This window comes from Flavobacterium sp. HBTb2-11-1 (assembly GCF_009826975.1).
Classification (GTDB): Bacteria; Bacteroidota; Bacteroidia; order Flavobacteriales; family Flavobacteriaceae; genus Flavobacterium.
This window is the reverse complement of sequence record NZ_WUMO01000012.1, coordinates 92318-111337: the sequence shown is the minus strand read 5'-3', so window position 1 is coordinate 111337 and position 19020 is coordinate 92318. Positions and strand designations below refer to the sequence as shown.

Below are 19020 nucleotides of genomic sequence, written 5' to 3'. Positions count from 1 at the left end.
ATATATTTGCTATCCAATAAAAGAGAATATGGAACAATTTGTAGTATCGGCAAGAAAATATCGCCCGCAGACCTTTAAGGATGTTGTGGGGCAAAAAGCCATTACAAACACTTTGTTGAATGCTATCGAAACCAATCACTTAGCATCTGCTCTTTTGTTTACAGGACCGCGTGGAGTTGGTAAAACTACTTGCGCCCGTATCTTGGCTCGAAAAATAAATCAGCCGGGATATGATGATCCTACCGAAGATTTTGCTTTTAACGTTTTTGAGTTAGATGCTGCTTCAAACAACTCGGTTGATGATATTCGTAACCTTATCGATCAGGTTCGAATCCCGCCACAAACTGGGCAATACAAAGTATATATCATTGACGAGGTTCATATGTTGTCTTCGGCTGCTTTTAATGCTTTTCTTAAAACATTAGAAGAACCGCCAAAACACGCTATTTTCATTTTAGCAACAACAGAAAAACACAAAATTCTTCCAACGATTTTATCTCGTTGTCAAATTTTTGATTTCAAAAGAATTACAGTAAAAGATGCTAAAGAACATTTGGCTGATGTTGCTGAAAGTCAAGGAATCGTTTTTGAAGACGATGCATTGCACATTATTGCTCAAAAAGCAGATGGTGCTATGCGTGATGCTCTATCTATTTTTGACCGTGTAGTTTCGTATTGCGGAACCAACTTAACGCGTCAGGCAGTAACAGAAAATCTAAACGTTTTAGATTACGAAACCTATATTTCGATTACCGATTTACTTTTAGAGAATGAAATTCCGAAGCTTTTATTAGCATATAACGATATTCTAGCAAAAGGTTTTGACGGACATCATTTTATTGCTGGTTTGGCTTCACATTTCAGAGATTTATTGGTAAGCAAAACACCTTCAACTATTGCTTTATTAGAAGTTGGTGAACAGGCGCAACAAATGTATGCAGTTCAATCTCAAAAATGTTCTCAAGAGTTTTTACTGAAAGGAATTGACATTGCAAACGACTGCGATTTAAAATACAAATTAAGTCAGAATCAGCGCCTTTTAGTTGAATTATGCTTGATGCAATTGGCCTCTATCAACTTTGATGGAGAAAAAAAAAAGCTGAGCAATTCATAATTCCACCCGTTTACTTTAAAAACGGAGGCTATTCTATAGTTGAAGTTGAAAGTCCAAGTAAGGAAGATTCAAATACAAAATCCCAAATTCCAAATTCGGAAGAAAAAAATAATGCCAATAGCATTAATAATACCGCATCTGTAAATACCCAAAATGCAGTTCAAGCCCCTACTGAAACTCCAAAAGTTCAGACTCCTGAAGCTCCAAAAACAGAAACAAACGGCGCTCCAAAAGTTTCTGCGTTTTCTCTTGCCAGCATTCGGAAGAAAAAAGAAATGGAAGAAAGCAGCAAATCGTATGTTAAACCTTCTTCTGTTTTGCCTACCGAAGAATTTAATGAAACCGATATGCGTCTTCATTGGAACAAATATGCAGAACGTTTAGGTCAAAAGGGATTAAAGATCATGGAATCCATCTTGTTGATCAACGATCCTATTTTGGATGGAACAAGAATTACGTATGAGCTGCCAAACGAAGGTTCTAAACTGGAATTTGAAAGCCAAATGAATGGTTTATTGGGACATTTAAAAGGCCATTTACATAATCACGACATTACTATCGAAGTAATTGTAAATGAAAAAGTAGAAATGAAACGAAGCTATAACAATCAGGATCGCTATAATCGTTTCTTGGAAATCAACCCAAATATTGAGCTTTTACGCACAACATTTGGATTGGATTTGAAAGATTAATTTTTTTTCACAGCCTTTTTTAAACTGAGCTTTCTTTTTAGAATTATCTGTTTTTAAGTCCGAAATTGTAGATTTTTTCGAGCCATTTTTTTCTTTGTTCTTCGTTAGAGGTTTTTATAATTCCGACATAACTTACTTTGACTGGTTTTACCCCACAGAATTCCAAAGTCGATTTTTTTAATTGATTAACGCTTGGTCTTCCGAACATTAATCTATAATACCAGCCTGGCTGATCTAACGTTGTTATGATGTGAGCCGTTTTTCCTTTAAGCAATTTGTCCCACCAAACAGAGTTATCGCGGTATCGAAAAGCCATTCCAGGCAAAAATAATCGGTCCAAAAAACCTTTGGTTATAGCAGGAAGTCCGCCCCACCAAACAGGATGAATCCAAACCAAGTGATCGGCTCTTTTTATTTTCTCCCAAGATTCTAGTAAATCTGGTTCTAACTCAGTACGTTTTTGATACCCAAACTGCAAGTTGGGATTGAATTTTAAATTGGCAATTGTAATCGTTTCTACTTCAGCACCCGAAAAAATTGCTCCATTTTTATAAGCTTCTGCAATTCCGAAATTGAAACTTTCGGCATTTGGATGTCCGTTTATAATCAGTATTTTTTTCATAATGCTATTTGTCCATTTTAAGATTGAATGTACTGTAACTATTTAATGCTTCATAAACTTCTTTCGAGGAATGTATCTGATGACTAAAATAAACTCCGCCAGACAAAGACTCACTCAGCATTTTCTCGATATGCAAAACAGTAGAAAATGCAGTTAACTCGGCTTGACCTTTTAAACTTTGCAAACTAATTCGTCTGGTTGTGTTTTGAGTTTTAATTATCACTTCAAAAGCAGTCTGATCACCGTTTCCACTAGAACCAAACAACAATTGCCTTTCTCTCAAAAGCATGATATTGAAAATTTTAAGCGATTGAAAGTATCCCATTAAACGGGTTATAAACTTAGAATTGTACGTCATCTTAACAGAAACTGTTGGAATTTTTTCTATCTGATTTAAAACAAACAAATCAGGCACATCTAGATTATAAACCTGACGATCTCCTATTCCAAATGAAAAATTAAATCTTTCAGAATCTAGAAAATGTTTAACTTTTAACGGTTTGTCATTTTTATACGTTAGAAATGGTTTGCATACATTTTCAGCTAAAAAATTGGCTGAACTTTTACCTGCCAGATCTTTTACAGAATAGTAGATATAAATACCTGTTTCCTGAATTTTAGTTTTGTCAGATTCAGCAAAATCAATCAAGCTAGGTACAATTCCGCCCATCCATCCAGAACTGAAAACAATTCGGCTTTGCACATTTAGCATTGTTCTGGCTAAATCATAAGCAATAGTTAACTCTGGAGTTGGTTTTGTAATATCTATGTAATCGACTTTGTTTTTTATTGCAAACTGTAAAATTTCATTATTGCTGTCTTTTGTACATAATACAATCAGGTCAATTTTGTTATCTGTAATAGCATCAAAAGTTTTTGAATTGGTTACATCGATAACGAGATTGTTAGCATTTTTTCCTGATTGGCGGCTGCCGATAAAAAGGTTAAAATCAGGATTTCTTGCTTCTAGAATACGCAATATAACTTTTCCAACCAATCCGGTTCCTCCGATTACTAAAATATTTTTTCTCATTATATATATTGTTTTCAGCAAAAATAATGAGGCAATATCTTAAGACAACTAGACAAATGTCCTATAAAATAGCTTTACGGATTCGGCTTAAATGCCTTGGGGTAACGCCTAAGTAAGAGGCTAAATACTGAAGCGGTATTAACTGCAAATATTTCTGATGGTTTTTATAAAGTTCTTCATAGCGCTGTGTTCCCGATAATTTCTGAAATGAAATCATGCGTTTTTGAAGTGTCACATATTCCATTTCAGTCAATTTACGTCCAATTTCCTGCCAATGTGTGCCTAATTCATAAAGTTTAAATAATCCTTCACGGCTTAAAACTTCTAGCTCTGTATCTGCCAGAGCCTGAATATTTTCTTCGGCAACATTCTGCGTTATAAAACTTGAAAATGAAGCCATAAATTCATTTTCAAAAGCAAAACAATTGGTAATTTCATCTCCTTGATGGTTGAAAAAAAAAGAACGCAAAATGCCTTTTTTAATAAAGTATATTTCTTTACTAATCTGATTTTCCTTTAATAATAACTCTCCTTTTTTGAGTTTGCGTGTGATAATTAAATCATCTAACTGATCTAATTCACTTTGCGGTATAAACTGAATGGATTGAAATACGGATTTCATTTTAGGTAAAATTAATCTCTTGAGTCAAAAACGCGCTCAATTCTTTTATCAGGAATAAGCCATAACATTGCAACGATAAAATAAGCCGCGCCAGAAATCCACTGGTTGTAAAATGCTGTAACAATTCCTATTACGTATAAAACTAAGGAGATTTTACCTTTATAATCTTTGTTAAGCGCTTTTCTCAAAGCAGAATTCTTTCCTTCGCTACACATAATCGTGTACTGCAAAATAATATAAGAGATTGCAGAAAGAAGCAACACAACACCATACATTGTCATTGCGGCTTTCTCAAAATTATGCTCTCCCATCCAAGCAGTTGACACAGGAATTAAGGAAAGCCAAAACAAAAAGTGCAGATTACTCCACAATACTTTTCCGTTTACTCTTGATAAACTATGTAGTAAATAGTGATGATTGTTCCAGTATATTCCAACATAAATAAAACTTAAAATATAGCTTAAAAACTTCGGAATAAGCGGTTTTAGATCTGCAAATTGATGCCCCTCTGGCGCTTTAATTTCCAGAATCATAATCGTTATAATGATTGCCAAAACGCCATCACTGAAAGCTTCAAGTCTGCCTTTATTCATTTAAAAAAATAGATATTAAATTTTACCGTAATACATTGCTTTTACGATACCATCAGAAAGTCCAATTTTAGGAACATAAATTTGGCGCGCTCCACTCCATTTCATCGCATTCAGATAAATACGAGTTGCGTGGATAATTACGTCGGCACGGTCAGAGTTTAATCCTAATTCGGCAATTCTCTGTTCGTAGGTCAACGAATTTAAAAAGGCATATTGCGAGTTAACATAAATGTACGAAAGCGGTTTTTCCTGCTGTTTTCCAGACATTTTAAACAACTTGTTAATGTTTCCTCCAGAACCGATCAACGTTACTTCATCGTAATCCGCCGTGTTAGTTTTAATCCATTTTTCGATTTCATCCCAAACTGAATCATGAACCATGTTGTTCAATAAACGAACAGTTCCCGCTTTGAAAGATCTTGACGTTATCATTTTTCCGTCAGAGAACAAAGTAAACTCGGTACTTCCGCCACCAACGTCCACAAAAAGATAAGTTTCGTCAGATTTAATTAAGTGATGCAAATCTGTAGAAGCAATAATTGCGGCTTCTTTTTTACCGTCGATAATCTCGATTTTAATATCGGCTTTTTTCTTTATTAAAGCCACGACTTCTTTCGCATTATAGGCTTCACGCATTGCAGAAGTTGCAAATGCCATATAACGCTCTACTTTATGTACTTTCATCAAAAGATTGAATGCTTTCATGGCATCTACCATTCGATCTATATTTTCTGGTGAAATTTCTCCAACGGTGAAGGCGTCTTGCCCTAAACGAATTGGCACACGAACAAGGGAACTTTTGTTAAACTGCGGTTCTTTACCTTCTTGTTCCACAACGTTAGCGATCAAAAGCCTCATGGCATTTGAACCGATATCTATCGCTGCAAACTTCCTAATATTAATCATGCTCACTTTATGATTTTGAAAATTGGTATTTAGTATTAATTTACTTTTTGAGGGACCTCTTCTAGTAGGGCTACCTTATTCTGATAATATTTATAGGTTTCAAATTGCGCTCTAAATGGGGCATGATGATTTTTGGGCTTATATTTATTATCTAATTTATAAGAATGATATCTCACTTTTACATTTCCTCTCCATGCAATATTGAAATTATCAATCAGTTCTTTTTTAATTTCAAGATCATAAATCGGGCAGGTTACTTCGACTCTTCCGTCTAGATTTCTGGTCATAAAATCGGCGGACGAAATGTAAACTTCGGTCAAGCCAGCATTTCCGAAAATATATACTCTTGAATGTTCCAAGTAATTGTCTACGATACTTATCGCTTCGATGTTTTCGCTCATTCCTGGAATTCCTGGAATTAAAGAGCAAATTCCCCTTACCTGAAGCTGGATTTTTACTCCCGCATTACTTGCTTCATATAATTTATCGATCATTTTAAAATCGGATAAACTATTCATTTTTAATTTAATGTGAGTTTTTCTTCCAGCAAGCGCATGAAGAATTTCACGATCAATCAATTTAATGAATTTAGTTCTGGTATAATGAGGTGACACAATTAAATGTTTGTATCTGTGTACTCGATAATTAATATCAAAAAACTCAAATATTTTGGATGTGTCTTTTAAAATTCCCTGATGGCAAGTGAAAAGCGTTACATCGGTGTAAATTTTTGCTGTTGATTCGTTGAAATTTCCAGTTGAAATAAATCCATAACGACGGTTTTTGCCCTCTTCCAATCTTTCGATTACACAAATTTTACTGTGCACTTTCAGTCCTTTGATACCAAAAATAAGTTCGATTCCCTCGGTCTGCATTTGTTCTGCATACGAAATGTTTGAAGCTTCATCAAAACGTGCCTGAAGCTCGATTTGCACCACTACTCTTTTTCCGTTTTTGGCAGCATTTATAAGCGAACTGATAATCTGAGAATTCTTGGCCAAACGATATAAGGTAATTTTAATGCTCGTTACTTTTGGATCTAAAGCAGCTTCGCGCAAAAATTTAGTCAGATACGAAAATGACTGATATGGAGCATGAACCAAATAATCTTTTTTAGAGATTTTTTCCAGAATACTTCCCTCCAAACTCAAACCCGGAACTGGCAGTGGCTCGTTTGGCTTATACAACAAATCGTATCTACCAAGATTTGGAAAACTCATATAATCACGACGATTATGATACCTTCCTCCTGGAATTATACTGTCTGTTTCTACAATTTTCATTTTATCTAAGAAAAATTGCAGGGTATCTTCTTCAATTAAATTATCATAAATAAAACGAACAGGCTCTCCTATTCGGCGATCTTTTACAGACGAAGCAATTTTTTCAAGCATACTTTTGCTTAAATCACTGTCTATGTCCAATTGCGCGTCACGAGTAATTTTGATCATGTGGGCAGAAACGCTCTTATAATCAAATATATTAAAGATGTTTTTCAGTTTAAAACGAATCACATCATCAATTAAAATAACGTATTGTTTTTCGTCTTCAGATGGAAGCACAACAAATCTGTTGATGTTTTTTGGAATTTCAATTAAAGCATAACGAACCTCATCGTTTGCCAATTCTAAACGAACTGCCAAATATCCTAAAGTATCTTTTAGAATTGGAAAAACAGCTAAATCATTTAAAATGATGGTTACCAATTCTGGACTTAACTTTTGGGTATAAAAGTCTTTTAAGAAACACTCTTGTTTTGGTGTAATCTGTGTTTCGTTGATGATAAAAATATTTTCAGATTCTAGCTCTGCTTCAATATTTCCGAGAATACGCAAACTTTCAGATTGCTGCTGAATTACGATTTCAGTAATATCTTTAATTAATTGGTGAGCAGAAATACCTCCTAAATATTTTTCGCCAGAAATACCTGAGAGACTTAATCGTCGAATGGCCGCGTACCGAACTCTGAAAAATTCGTCTAAGTTGTTTGAAAAAATTCCAACAAAACGTAGTCTGTCTAAAAGTGGCACTGTATTGTCTGCTGCTTCTTGAAGTACTCTTGCATTAAACGCTAACCAGCTTTTTTCTCTATCGATATATTTCTGTTCGTACACTGTAATTATTTTAAATCTTTGGGGAAAATAGTTTTATGTGTTTTGCCCTTATGGATCGTGTCCCAACTTTCGGCATCAAACTGTAACGATACAAAGCCCGAAGTTGGTACATTTTCTATAAAAACATCCCCAAATTTATTAACAAAATTTGTAATAGCCTCGTTATGTCCGAAAAGAATAACGCTTTCAAAACTATTATCACACGATTTAATAACTTTTTCGAGTTGCTTCTCATCAAAAGTGTATAAATCGTCTCTAAAAATGATACTCTCTAATGGATAAGATAAGTTTTGCGCAAAGATTAAAGCAGTCTCTGTGGCTCTCGCAGCTGTACTGCTCCAAATAATATATGTTTTTGGAAGATACCCTGAAATATTTAATGAAACATCATGCGCATCTAAAATTCCTCTTTTCATTAATGGACGATCGAAATCTTTCAATGGTGCTTCCCAGCTAGATTTGGCATGACGAATTAATATAAGATTTTTCATAAGTAGCAAATTTTAAAACCCTGAATTGCAGATCATTTTTTAATTAAGTTCTAATTTACAAAAGATATTTTAAACCTTTTCTTTTTTTTATTTCTGTTAACATTATAACAAAATTTTAACAAGAATAAATTGCTTATAAGACTTTCGGACAACAAAAAGAAGAAAAGTCAATTTTCGGTCAATTCATGTACTTCATCTATGAAATTAGTATTTAATCGATACTCTACTATTTTCCAATATTTTAACTAAATAACTGATTATTAATCACTTAAATCAAAGCATACAAACTCAATATCAGCAAAAAAGCAAAAAAAGGCATAGAAAAATTTTACTTTTTGGGGTTAAAAAAAAGTGTTTTTCGGTCAATTTTTAATCAAAAAATAACATTTCAACGAGTTTTTAGGTTAGTTACAGATAAAAAAATAATATTAGAAAAACTCTAATATAACTTTGATTCTGTTAAAATATTAAATATATCACAAAGCAAAGAGAAAATTTATAAAGAATAAAAAGTGTCACTTCAACGGTCCTAAAAAGTGTCAAAATTGTAAGTTATTTTTTTGTTAGAAATGCACGATGTGATGAATAACTATTTGCGTAAAAACAAATAGAATTGTTTTTCCATCTTCTTAAAGATTTATAATAAACATTAACCCAAAATCTTAAAAAAAACATCTTCTTTTTTTACAAGCCTCTAAATCGATTTATAATTTTTATTAAGAACAGCCTAGGCAATTTATAATCAGTTTAAAAAAACGGATTATAACTTAAAGAATCTCAAAATATGATTACTAAAGTTTAAAAATTAGAGATTATGAAAAACATTACTTTAATGAATATGAATATTAATATTAAATACGTTTATATTACGTTGCTTTTAATATTTATTACAAGTGGTTATTCTCAAAATACATATGATGGCAATTACTGCCCTGGCCCAGGTGCAGTTGGTGATGAATATGCGACTGGAACGGTTTATAGCACAGTATTATTAGCTAACCCTTCTTCAACATGTAACATCGGGACGATTCACGCTAAAGTTGATACCCAAAATCAAATTTTAAGATTAGGTATGGACATTGGTAACGGTGGTTCGGCACTTTTTAGATTGTACTTAGATACCAATAATGATCCATTAACAGGATTAACCTCTGACTCATTTGGGGGAACCATTAGTGTAGCTGGTGCTGAGTATATTTTAGAAATTAATTCTAACGGAAGTGGCTTTACTTTATACACAGGAAATGGTAATGTTAAAACTCAAACTAATGTTATCCCTGCAGGTCTTGCCGCTCAGGCAGGTCGTGCTAATTGTAATACAGGCGCCACATTTTTAGAGTTTAATATTCCTTTTGGAAGTTTGGGAATTAACATTTGCGATCCCAATAATCCTGGCGTAATTAACGTTACAAAATTAGCTTCTGTTAGTGGTAACTCACCTAATTCAAGTCTATGTACTAATACTCCACTTACTTTTGGAATTCCACTAAAAGGAACAGTTGGACCAAACTTAACTATATGTTCAGGAGCTAGTGCTGCTTTAACTATAACAGGCCTCGATGCTGGCTCTACTGTAAGTAAATGGCAATCATCTGTTGCTCCATTTTCAGTGTGGGTAGATATTGCTAATACTGCAGGTTTAACAACTTACAATACAGGTAATTTAACAGAAACCACAAAATTCAGAGCAATTTTCTCTAATTCAGGTTTATGTTCTGGAAATAATATTGCGACAAGTGAAGCAACCGTAACGGTAAATGCGCCAACTGTTTGTTCTATTACTGGTACTAGTGGTCCTGTTTGTTTATCTTCTTCTAATGTTTATAGTGCTCCAGCCAATATGACGACCTATTCGTGGTCCTTGCCTCCGGCAACTGCAAATGGTGCTATAATAACATCAGCGACAAATTTACAAAACGTAACTGTTCAAGCTGGTTCTACTTGTAATACAACGTTTAAATTAGTATTAACTACCACTTTAAATGGATGCAGTTCTACTTGTGAAAAAATAGTAACTGTTAACGACACCACTGCGCCAACTTGGACAACTCAAGCAGAGGCTTTAAATGTTACTTTGCAATGCAGCGATGCGACAGGATTGGCAGCAGCCCAAAATCTGGCTCCTGTTGCCGCAGACAATTGCGGCGGAACTGTAACCTATACAAAGGTGAGTGGGACTTTCACAGTTGGTACTTGTGCAAACTCTGGAACTTACACCAACACTTGGACTGCTAAAGATGCCTGCAATAATACTTCTGACACTTTTACTCAAGTAATAACCATTCAGGACACAACAGCGCCAACCTGGACAACTGCTCCAACAGCTTTAAATGTAACTTTACAATGCAGTGATGCGACAGGATTGACAGCAGCCCAAAATCTGGCTCCTGTTGCCACAGACAATTGCGGTGGAACTGTAATCTATACAAAAGTGAGCGGGACTTTCACAGTTGGTACTTGTGCAAACTCTGGAACGTACACCAACACTTGGACTGCTAAAGATGTCTGCAATAATACTTCAACAGTTTTCACTCAGGTAATTACTATTGAAGACACTACTGCGCCAACTTGGACAACACAAGCTGGTTCTCTAAATGTGGCCTTAGAATGCAACGATGCTGCTGGACTTGCTGCTGCTCAGGCTCAGTTTCCAACAGCTTCTGACTTATGCGATGCAGATGTTTCTAACATCACAAAAGTAAGCGGACAGTTCGTGGCTTCTCAAGGATGCGGAAACGCAGGAACTTATACCAACACTTGGACGGTTAAAGACGATTGTGGCAATACTTCTGCTACTTTCACACAGATAATTACCATTCAAGACACTACTGCTCCAACTTGGACAACTGCACCAACAGCATTAAATGTTACTTTAGAGTGCAGCGACACTTCTGGATTGGCAAATGCTCAGGCAATATTCCCTTTAGCTTCTGATCTTTGCGATGCTGATGTTTCAAATATCACAAAAGTAAGCGGACAGTTTGTAGCTTCTCAAGGATGCGGAAACGCGGGAACTTACACCAACACATGGACTGTAAAAGATGATTGCGGCAATACTTCTGCAGTTTTTACACAGGTAATTACCATTCAAGATACCTCTGCTCCTACTTGGACAACAGCTCCAACAGCTTTAAATGTGACTTTGGAATGCAGTGATACTTCTGGATTGGCAAATGCTCAAGCCATGTTCCCAACAGCTTCTGATCTTTGCGATGCTGATGTTTCAAACATCACTAAAGTAAGCGGACAGTTCGTTGCTTCTCAAGCTTGCGGAAATGCCGGAAGATACACCAATACTTGGACTGTGAAAGATGATTGCGGAAATACTTCTGCTACTTTCACTCAGGTAATCACCATTCAGGATACCACTGCTCCAACTTGGACAACAGCTCCAACAGCTTTAAATGTGACTTTAGAATGCAGCGACACTTCTGGATTGGCAAATGCTCAAGCAATGTTCCCTGTAGCTTCTGACCTTTGCGATGCTAATGTTTCTAATATCACTAAAGTAAGCGGTCAGTTTGTAGCTTCTCAAGGTTGCGGAAATGCCGGAACATACACCAACACTTGGACCGTAAAAGATGATTGCGGAAATACTTCTGCTACTTTCACTCAGGTAATAACCATTCAGGATACTACGGCACCAACTTGGAATACTGTTGCTGGCTCTCTTAATGTAACTTTAGAATGTAGCGATGCATCTGGACTTGCAAATGCTCAAGCAATGTTCCCTATTGCTTCTGATCTTTGCGATGCTAATGTTTCTAATATCACTAAAGTAAGCGGTCAGTTTGTAGCTTCTCAAGGCTGCGGAAACGCCGGAACATACACTAATACTTGGACTGTAAAAGATGATTGCGGCAATACTTCTGAAACTTTCACTCAGGTAATTACCATTCAAGACACTACTGCGCCTACTTGGACAACAGCTCCAACAGCTTTAAATGTGACTTTAGAGTGCAGTGATACTTCTGGATTAGCAAATGCTCAAGCCATGTTCCCTGTAGCTTCAGATTTATGTGATACAAATGTTTCAAACATCACTAAAGTAAGCGGGCAGTTTGTAGCTTCTCAAGGATGTGGAAACGCTGGAACTTACACCAATACATGGACTGTAAAAGATGATTGTGGCAATACTTCTAGCACTTTCACTCAGGTAATCACTATTCAGGATACAACAGCGCCAACTTGGAATACTGTTGCTGGTTCTCTTAATGTAACTTTAGAATGTAGCGATGCATCTGGATTGGCAAATGCTCAAGCAATGTTCCCTATTGCTTCTGATCTTTGTGATACAAATGTATCCAACATTACAAAAGTAAGCGGACAGTTTGTAGCTTCTCAAGGCTGCGGAAACGCTGGAACATACACCAATACTTGGACTGTAAAAGATGATTGCGGAAATACTTCTGATACTTTCACTCAGATAATCACCATTCAGGATACGACAGCACCGACTTGGACAACTGCTCCAACAGCTTTAAATGTGACTTTAGAATGCAGCGACACAGCAGGTCTTGCTGCCGCTCAGACTCAGTTCCCAACAGCATCTGACTTATGCGATACAAATGTTTCAAACATCACTAAAGTAAGCGGGCAGTTTACAGCAACTGAAGGATGCGGAAACGCTGGAACATATACCAACACTTGGACTGTAAAAGATGATTGCGGGAATACTTCTGAAACTTTTACACAAATAATTACAATACAAGATACAACTGCTCCTACTTGGAATACTGTTGCGGGCACTTTAAATGTGACTTTAGAGTGCAGTGATACCGTAGGTCTTGCAGCAGCTCAAGCTCAATTCCCTATTGCTTCTGACTTATGCGATACAGATGTTTTAAACATCACTAAAGTAAGCGGACAGTTTGTAGCTTCTCAAGGTTGCGGAAACGCTGGAACATATACCAATACTTGGACTGTAAAAGATGATTGCGGCAATACTTCTGCGCCATTTAGCCAAGTTATCACAATACAAGATACAACTGCTCCTACTTGGACAACTGCACCAACAGCTCTAAATGTGACTTTAGAGTGCAGTGATACAGAAGGTCTTGCTGCAGCTCAGGCTAAGTTCCCAACAGCTTCTGACTTATGCGATACAGATGTTTCAAACATCACTAAAGTGAGCGGACAGTTTGTAGCAACTGAAGGATGCGGAAATGCAGGAACTTACACCAACATTTGGACAGTTAAAGATGACTGCGGTAACACTTCTGAAACTTTCACTCAAGTGATTACAATTCAGGACACAACTGCTCCAACTTGGAATACTCAAGCAGGTTCTTTGGATGTGACTTTAGAGTGTAGTGACACAGAAGGTCTTGCTGCAGCTCAAGCGCAGTTTCCAATAGCTACCGACTTATGCGATGCTGATGTTTTAAACATCACTAAAGTAAGCGGACAGTTTACAGCAATTGAAGGATGCGGAAATGCGGGAACTTACACCAACACATGGACTGTAAAAGATGATTGTGGAAACGTTTCTCAAACTTTCACTCAGATAATCACCATTCAGGATACCACTGCTCCTACTTGGACAACTGCTCCAACAGCTTTAAATGTAACTTTAGAATGTAATGATACAGAAGGTCTTGCAACAGCACAAGCACAGTTTCCAATAGCTACCGACTTATGCGATGCTGACGTTTTAAACATCACTAAAGTAAGCGGACAGTTCGTGGCTTCTGAAGGATGCGGAAATGCGGGAACTTACACCAACACTTGGACAGTTAAAGACGATTGCGGAAATACTTCTGATACTTTCACTCAGATAATCACCATTCAGGATACAACAGCGCCAACATGGAATACTGTTGCTGGCACTTTAAATGTGACTCTAGAATGCAGTGATGCAGAAGGACTTGCTGCCGCTCAGGCTCAGTTCCCAACAGCTTCTGACTTATGTGATGCCGATGTTTTAAACATCACTAAAGTAAGCGGACAGTTTGTGGCTTCTGAAGGATGCGGAAATTCTGGAACTTACACCAATACTTGGACAGTTAAAGATGACTGTGGAAATACTTCCGACAGTTTTACTCAAGTAATCACGATTCAAGATACAACAGCACCTACTTGGAATACTGTTGCTGGTTCTCTAGATATAACTTTAGAATGCAGCGATGCAGAAGCACTTGCCAATGCTCAGGCTCAGTTTCCAACAGCTTCTGACCTTTGCGATAATGACGTTCTAAATATCGAAAAAGTAAGCGGATCATTTGTTGCCTCTGAAAGCTGTTCTAACGCCGGAACTTACACCAATACATGGACTGTAAAAGATAACTGCGGTAATGTTTCTGATACTTTTACTCAAGTAATTACAATTCAGGATACTACAAAACCAACTTTCGCTGGTGAACTTCCTGCAGATATTACTGTTTCTTGCGACTCTGTTCCTGAACCATTTAATATGGAAGCTTCTGATAATTGTAATGGAGACTTGCCAATTGTTTTCAATGAAACTAAAAGTGATATTAAAAACGAATGCGGTACAGAATATACCTTAACTCGCAACTGGTCTACAAGTGACTGTGGAGGAAATTCAATTTCTTATACTCAAATTATAACAGTAAGAGATACTACTCCTCCAACTGGTACAGCGCCAGCAGATGTTGCTAATATTGAAAGTGCAGCAGACATTCCAGCAGGAAGTCCAAATGACATAAAAGATGCAGCAGACAATTGCTCAGGAACTGTAAACATCACTGTAAGTGACACTAACAATGGAGGAACCGGATGTAATGGAGAATCTTACATCTTAACCAGAACTTATACGCTAACAGACTGTGCAGGCAATAAAACTGAATTAGTTCAAACCTTTACAGTTGAAAATAAAGTTTCTGTAAGCGGTATTGCTACAAATGTAAGCTGCCAAGGAGAAAGCGACGGTTCAATTGCAGTTACAAGCAGCGCTGGAGCTACTGTAGTTATTACCAATCAAAATAATGAAGTAGTAGGAAATACTAATCTACCAGCTGGAACCTATACGCTTACTGCGACATCTTCAGTAAATACTGAAAATGAAACTTGTACAGCTACTGCAACAGTTGTGATTACAGAACCAAATTATAGAGTTAAAATATCTGGACAAATCATCAATGTTGACACTAACACTCCTCTTGCAAATGTACCTGTAACATTGATCCCGCAGGGAACCACTACAGGAGCAATACAAATGCGTATTACAGGTGCAGACGGAATGTACAGTTTCACAGGGATGCCTGCCGGAAGTTATTTGGTACAAGTACAAGACGCTAATTTAAATAATGCATACCAATTATTCCCAGTTGATTCTAGCTTATTCTTTACCACTCTAGAAGAATGTGCCTTCCAAGTGCATAACTTCGAATATGGAACTTCTAAACTTCCTATTCTTGGAGATTATGTTTGGTATGACACTAATAGCAACGGAATTCAAGATGAATGGTACGATGCCAATAATGATGGCGCTGTTACCAAAAACATTCCAGATTCAAATGGAGCTATTGACTACAGCCAATGGGAATGGATAGATCTTAACGGAGACGGAAGCTATGCTGGTCCTCAAAATATTGGGGAATTAAATGCCGGTGGTTTTGGAAACGCACTTAGCCCTAATGTAATTGTTGATGGACCTAACGGATATCACAAAGAAGTTATTGTGGGGATTGCGGGATATTGGAGAGATCGTCCAGAAATAGCAAATCCTTACGGACAATATACCGTAAAATTAGTTAGAGATGCAAATTTCGATACTGTAGCAGCAAACTTTGGATTTACTGGTTTAGTAAAAGTTATCCCTTCAATGTCTGCTAAAAACATTGCGGGTAAAACAAATAAAGCACAATTGCACACCGTGTGTAAAACCACAACAGATAGCAATTATGTCGTAACAGTTTCACCAGAAGATTTGATCCATTTAAATATAGATTTCGGCGTAAGCTGTAAAGAATACAAAGATATTGTTGCTAATGATGATAGCGCTGGCCCAATTGCAGGTGTAAATCACACTACAACCAATGTACTTAATGTATTGCCGAATGATACCTTAGAAGGAAATGCCATAACAGCATCTGATGTTATTATTACAACTGTAACACCAAACGAGTTTTTACAATTAAATGCTGACGGTTCTGTTGATGTATTGCCAAATGCTCCAGTTGGAACATTAACAATGATATATCAAATCTGCGAAGCAGATCAGACAGATAACTGCGACACTGCAACTGTTACCATCACAATAGAAGCTCCTGTTATGACTGTTACAGCAACATCAATATGCGTAAACGACGTTCCTTACATAGATTATGTTGTAACACCTGTGAACTTCACTCCTGTAAATGGCGTAACCCTTGCTTGGGCAGACAGTAACAACAATGTGGTAACCACAATGAACAATCTGCCATTAAGCGGCCGTGTATTATGGCCAGGAGCTGTAATAGATGACCAAGGCAAAGGAATTGACTGGCCAGGCTGGATTTTTGAAAACAACAGATGGATCGAAGGTGCTGACGGATTTGAAAAATTGCGTCCAACTACAAATGTAACTTTCACTCTAAATCCGAGTCAGACTATCACAGTTAGCTATCCTCCTGCTGATCCTTTTTGTACTGCGAGACCAACATTTGCTATAGTGGCAAACGATGACAATCCCGCACCAATAATAGGAAACTCAGGACAAACTACAGTAGGCAATGTTTTAACCAACGATACCTTAAATGGTTCAGCGGTAAACATCAATGATGTAACCTTAACAACAACAGTTGCTGATCCAACAGGATCAATAACGATAGCTCCTGACGGAACAATAAACGTCGCAGCAAATACACCTGGCGGCACTTATACATTAACATACCAAATTTGCGAAAAAGCCGATTTTGGAAATTGTGATACTGCTATCGTGACTGTTATTGTAATTTCTCCACTAATTGCAAATGATGATACTTACAGTAATATAGGATGCAACTCTTTTGGACTAGTAGGTAATCTATTAAGCAATGACTTAAAAGGAACAAGCCCAATCACAATAGATTTGGTAAACTTTACTCTTATTGCAGAAGGAAATAATACAAAAACAGATCCACACATTAGTGTTGATGGCTCTGGAAATGTAAATGTATCCAGCTTGACACCTGCGGGCACTTATATTTACAACTATACAATCTGTGACAAATTAAGTTCTCAAAATTGTGATTCTGCCACTGTAACGATCATAGTGGTTCCAAATGGTGTTGTAGAAGTAAGCGGAACAGCATGTACAGATGATTCGACATTGCTTAACTTGAACAGCCTGCTTCCTGAAGGAAGCCCATTGACAGGAGTTTGGCAAGATCGAAACAATACTAATGCACTTCAGGGAAGTGTCCTTAATCCGTTCGGTTTAGCATTAGGCAATTATGCTTTTGAATATATAATAGCTGACGAAAGATGTCCGAGAAGCATAGTTTTAAACATGGAAATCAATGACGATTGTAAAGTCTTAGCTTGTGGTAATGTGTTAGTACATAATGCTTTTTCTCCAAATGGCGATAACATAAACGATTTCTTCAAAATTGACAATATTGACGAAACAACTTGTTATCCAAGCAATACTGTAGAAATATATAATCGCTGGGGAGTTTTAGTATTTGAAACTACAAACTACAATAATACAACGAATGCTTTTGATGGAACTTCGAGAGGAAGAACAACTGTTAAGCAATCTGATGGACTACCAACTGGAACTTATTTTTACATTATAACTTATAAATCTCTGGATGGAAACAACAATGTTCAAGATCATAAATTAGACGGATATCTATATCTATCTAAGTAGTATAATAAATATGCTGTAAAGACTTTTACAGCGTATTTAAAAAACTCAGATTAAGAACACATTGAATTTCAATGTTTTAAAAATCAATAGTAATTATTAAATTAATAAAATCTACTATGAGAACAAAATTATTTTTCTTCGTCATTCTGTTAGTTACATGTTCAGGGTATTCACAGCAAGATGCACAGTATACGCAATATATGTATAACACAATAAATATAAATCCTGCCTATGCAGGTTCTCGTGGAGCACTTAGTGTTTTTGGCCTTTACCGCACCCAATGGGTAGGTCTAGACGGAGCACCAGAAACAAGCACTTTTTCAGTTAACTCTCCTATAAATAATAGCAAACTAGGTGTAGGCGCTTCATTAGTAAATGACAAAATTGGTCCTACCAATGAGAATAATATCTCAGTCGATGTCTCTTATACAGTTCAGACATCTGCCGATTTCAAACTTTCATTTGGTATTAAAGGAACTGCAAATATCTTCAATTTAGATGTAAATAAATTAAATCCTGCTGATCAGGGAGATCCTCAATTTCAGGATTTAAACAATAAATTCAGTCCAAATGTTGGAGCTGGAGTCTACTGGCATTCTGATAAAGCATATATTGGTTTGTCTGTTCCAAATTTTATTGAAACAAATCGTTACGACGACAATGACGTGGCAATTTATAAAGACAAAATCAATTATTATTTAATTGCAGGTTATGTATTCAATCTTGACAAATACGAATATGTAAAATTTAAACCAGCTGTTTTAACCAAAATGGTTCAGGGCGCACCGCTTCAAGTAGACCTTTCAGCCAACTTTATGTTTTACGATAAATTTATGCTGGGTGCAGCCTATAGATGGAGTGCTTCTCTAAGCGCTATGGTTGGATTTCAAATCACAGACGGACTTTATTTAGGTTATGGGTATGATAGAGAAACTTCCAACTTAAACAATTATAATTCAGGATCACACGAAATTTTCCTTCGCTATGAATTCTTCTCAAACAAAGGTAAAATGACAACTCCTCGTTTCTTCTAAAAA

At 36.5% G+C, this 19020-nt stretch carries 11 protein-coding genes; 4 read left to right on the top strand and 7 right to left on the bottom strand.

The annotated features are described in order from the left end of the window. Positions 1-28: 28 nt before the first annotated feature. Positions 29-1114 carry a DNA polymerase III subunit gamma/tau gene (gene dnaX / locus GR162_RS20850; RefSeq protein ID WP_066034110.1) on the top strand — a complete coding sequence of 362 codons (1086 nt, stop codon included), beginning with the start codon at positions 29-31 and terminating at the stop codon, positions 1112-1114. 275 nt (positions 1115-1389) lie between these two features. After that, positions 1390-1806, top strand: a complete 417-nt coding sequence (locus tag GR162_RS20845) for a DNA polymerase III subunit gamma/tau (protein WP_129747649.1) — start codon at positions 1390-1392, stop codon at positions 1804-1806. 43 nt (positions 1807-1849) lie between these two features. Here GR162_RS20845 and GR162_RS20840 read toward each other — a convergent pair whose 3' ends face one another. The 7 genes from GR162_RS20840 to GR162_RS20810 all read right to left on the bottom strand — a co-directional run bounded on the left by GR162_RS20840 (position 1850) and on the right by GR162_RS20810 (position 8187). Next, positions 1850-2428, bottom strand: a complete 579-nt coding sequence (locus GR162_RS20840; protein ID WP_160783699.1) for an NAD(P)H-dependent oxidoreductase — start codon at positions 2426-2428, stop codon at positions 1850-1852. A gap of 4 nt (positions 2429-2432) precedes the next feature. Continuing rightward, a complete protein-coding gene (locus GR162_RS20835; protein ID WP_160783698.1) occupies positions 2433-3461 on the bottom strand; it encodes a saccharopine dehydrogenase NADP-binding domain-containing protein in 1029 nt (342 codons plus the stop codon). A gap of 61 nt (positions 3462-3522) precedes the next feature. Continuing rightward, positions 3523-4083, bottom strand: coding sequence for a Crp/Fnr family transcriptional regulator (locus GR162_RS20830; protein WP_160783697.1), 561 nt, complete (start codon positions 4081-4083; stop codon positions 3523-3525). 11 nt (positions 4084-4094) lie between these two features. Continuing rightward, a complete protein-coding gene (locus tag GR162_RS20825) occupies positions 4095-4676 on the bottom strand; it encodes a TMEM175 family protein (protein ID WP_160783696.1) in 582 nt (193 codons plus the stop codon). Between the two features lie 15 nt (positions 4677-4691). Then, complete coding sequence (locus GR162_RS20820) at positions 4692-5582, bottom strand: Ppx/GppA phosphatase family protein (RefSeq protein ID WP_111363603.1); 891 nt, start codon at positions 5580-5582, stop codon at positions 4692-4694. A 35-nt stretch (positions 5583-5617) separates the two neighbouring features. After that, positions 5618-7696: a polyphosphate kinase 1 gene (ppk1, locus tag GR162_RS20815; protein ID WP_160783695.1), complete on the bottom strand. Its 2079-nt coding sequence runs from the start codon at positions 7694-7696 to the stop codon at positions 5618-5620. 5 nt (positions 7697-7701) lie between these two features. Next, positions 7702-8187: a histidine phosphatase family protein gene (locus GR162_RS20810; protein ID WP_160783694.1), complete on the bottom strand. Its 486-nt coding sequence runs from the start codon at positions 8185-8187 to the stop codon at positions 7702-7704. An 814-nt stretch (positions 8188-9001) separates the two neighbouring features. Here GR162_RS20810 and GR162_RS20805 point away from each other — a divergent pair. Beyond that, a complete protein-coding gene (locus tag GR162_RS20805; RefSeq protein WP_160783693.1) occupies positions 9002-17983 on the top strand; it encodes a gliding motility-associated C-terminal domain-containing protein in 8982 nt (2993 codons plus the stop codon). Positions 17984-18099: 116 nt separating this feature from the next. Beyond that, positions 18100-19017, top strand: coding sequence for a type IX secretion system membrane protein PorP/SprF (locus GR162_RS20800; RefSeq protein WP_160783692.1), 918 nt, complete (start codon positions 18100-18102; stop codon positions 19015-19017). Positions 19018-19020 lie beyond the last annotated feature (3 nt).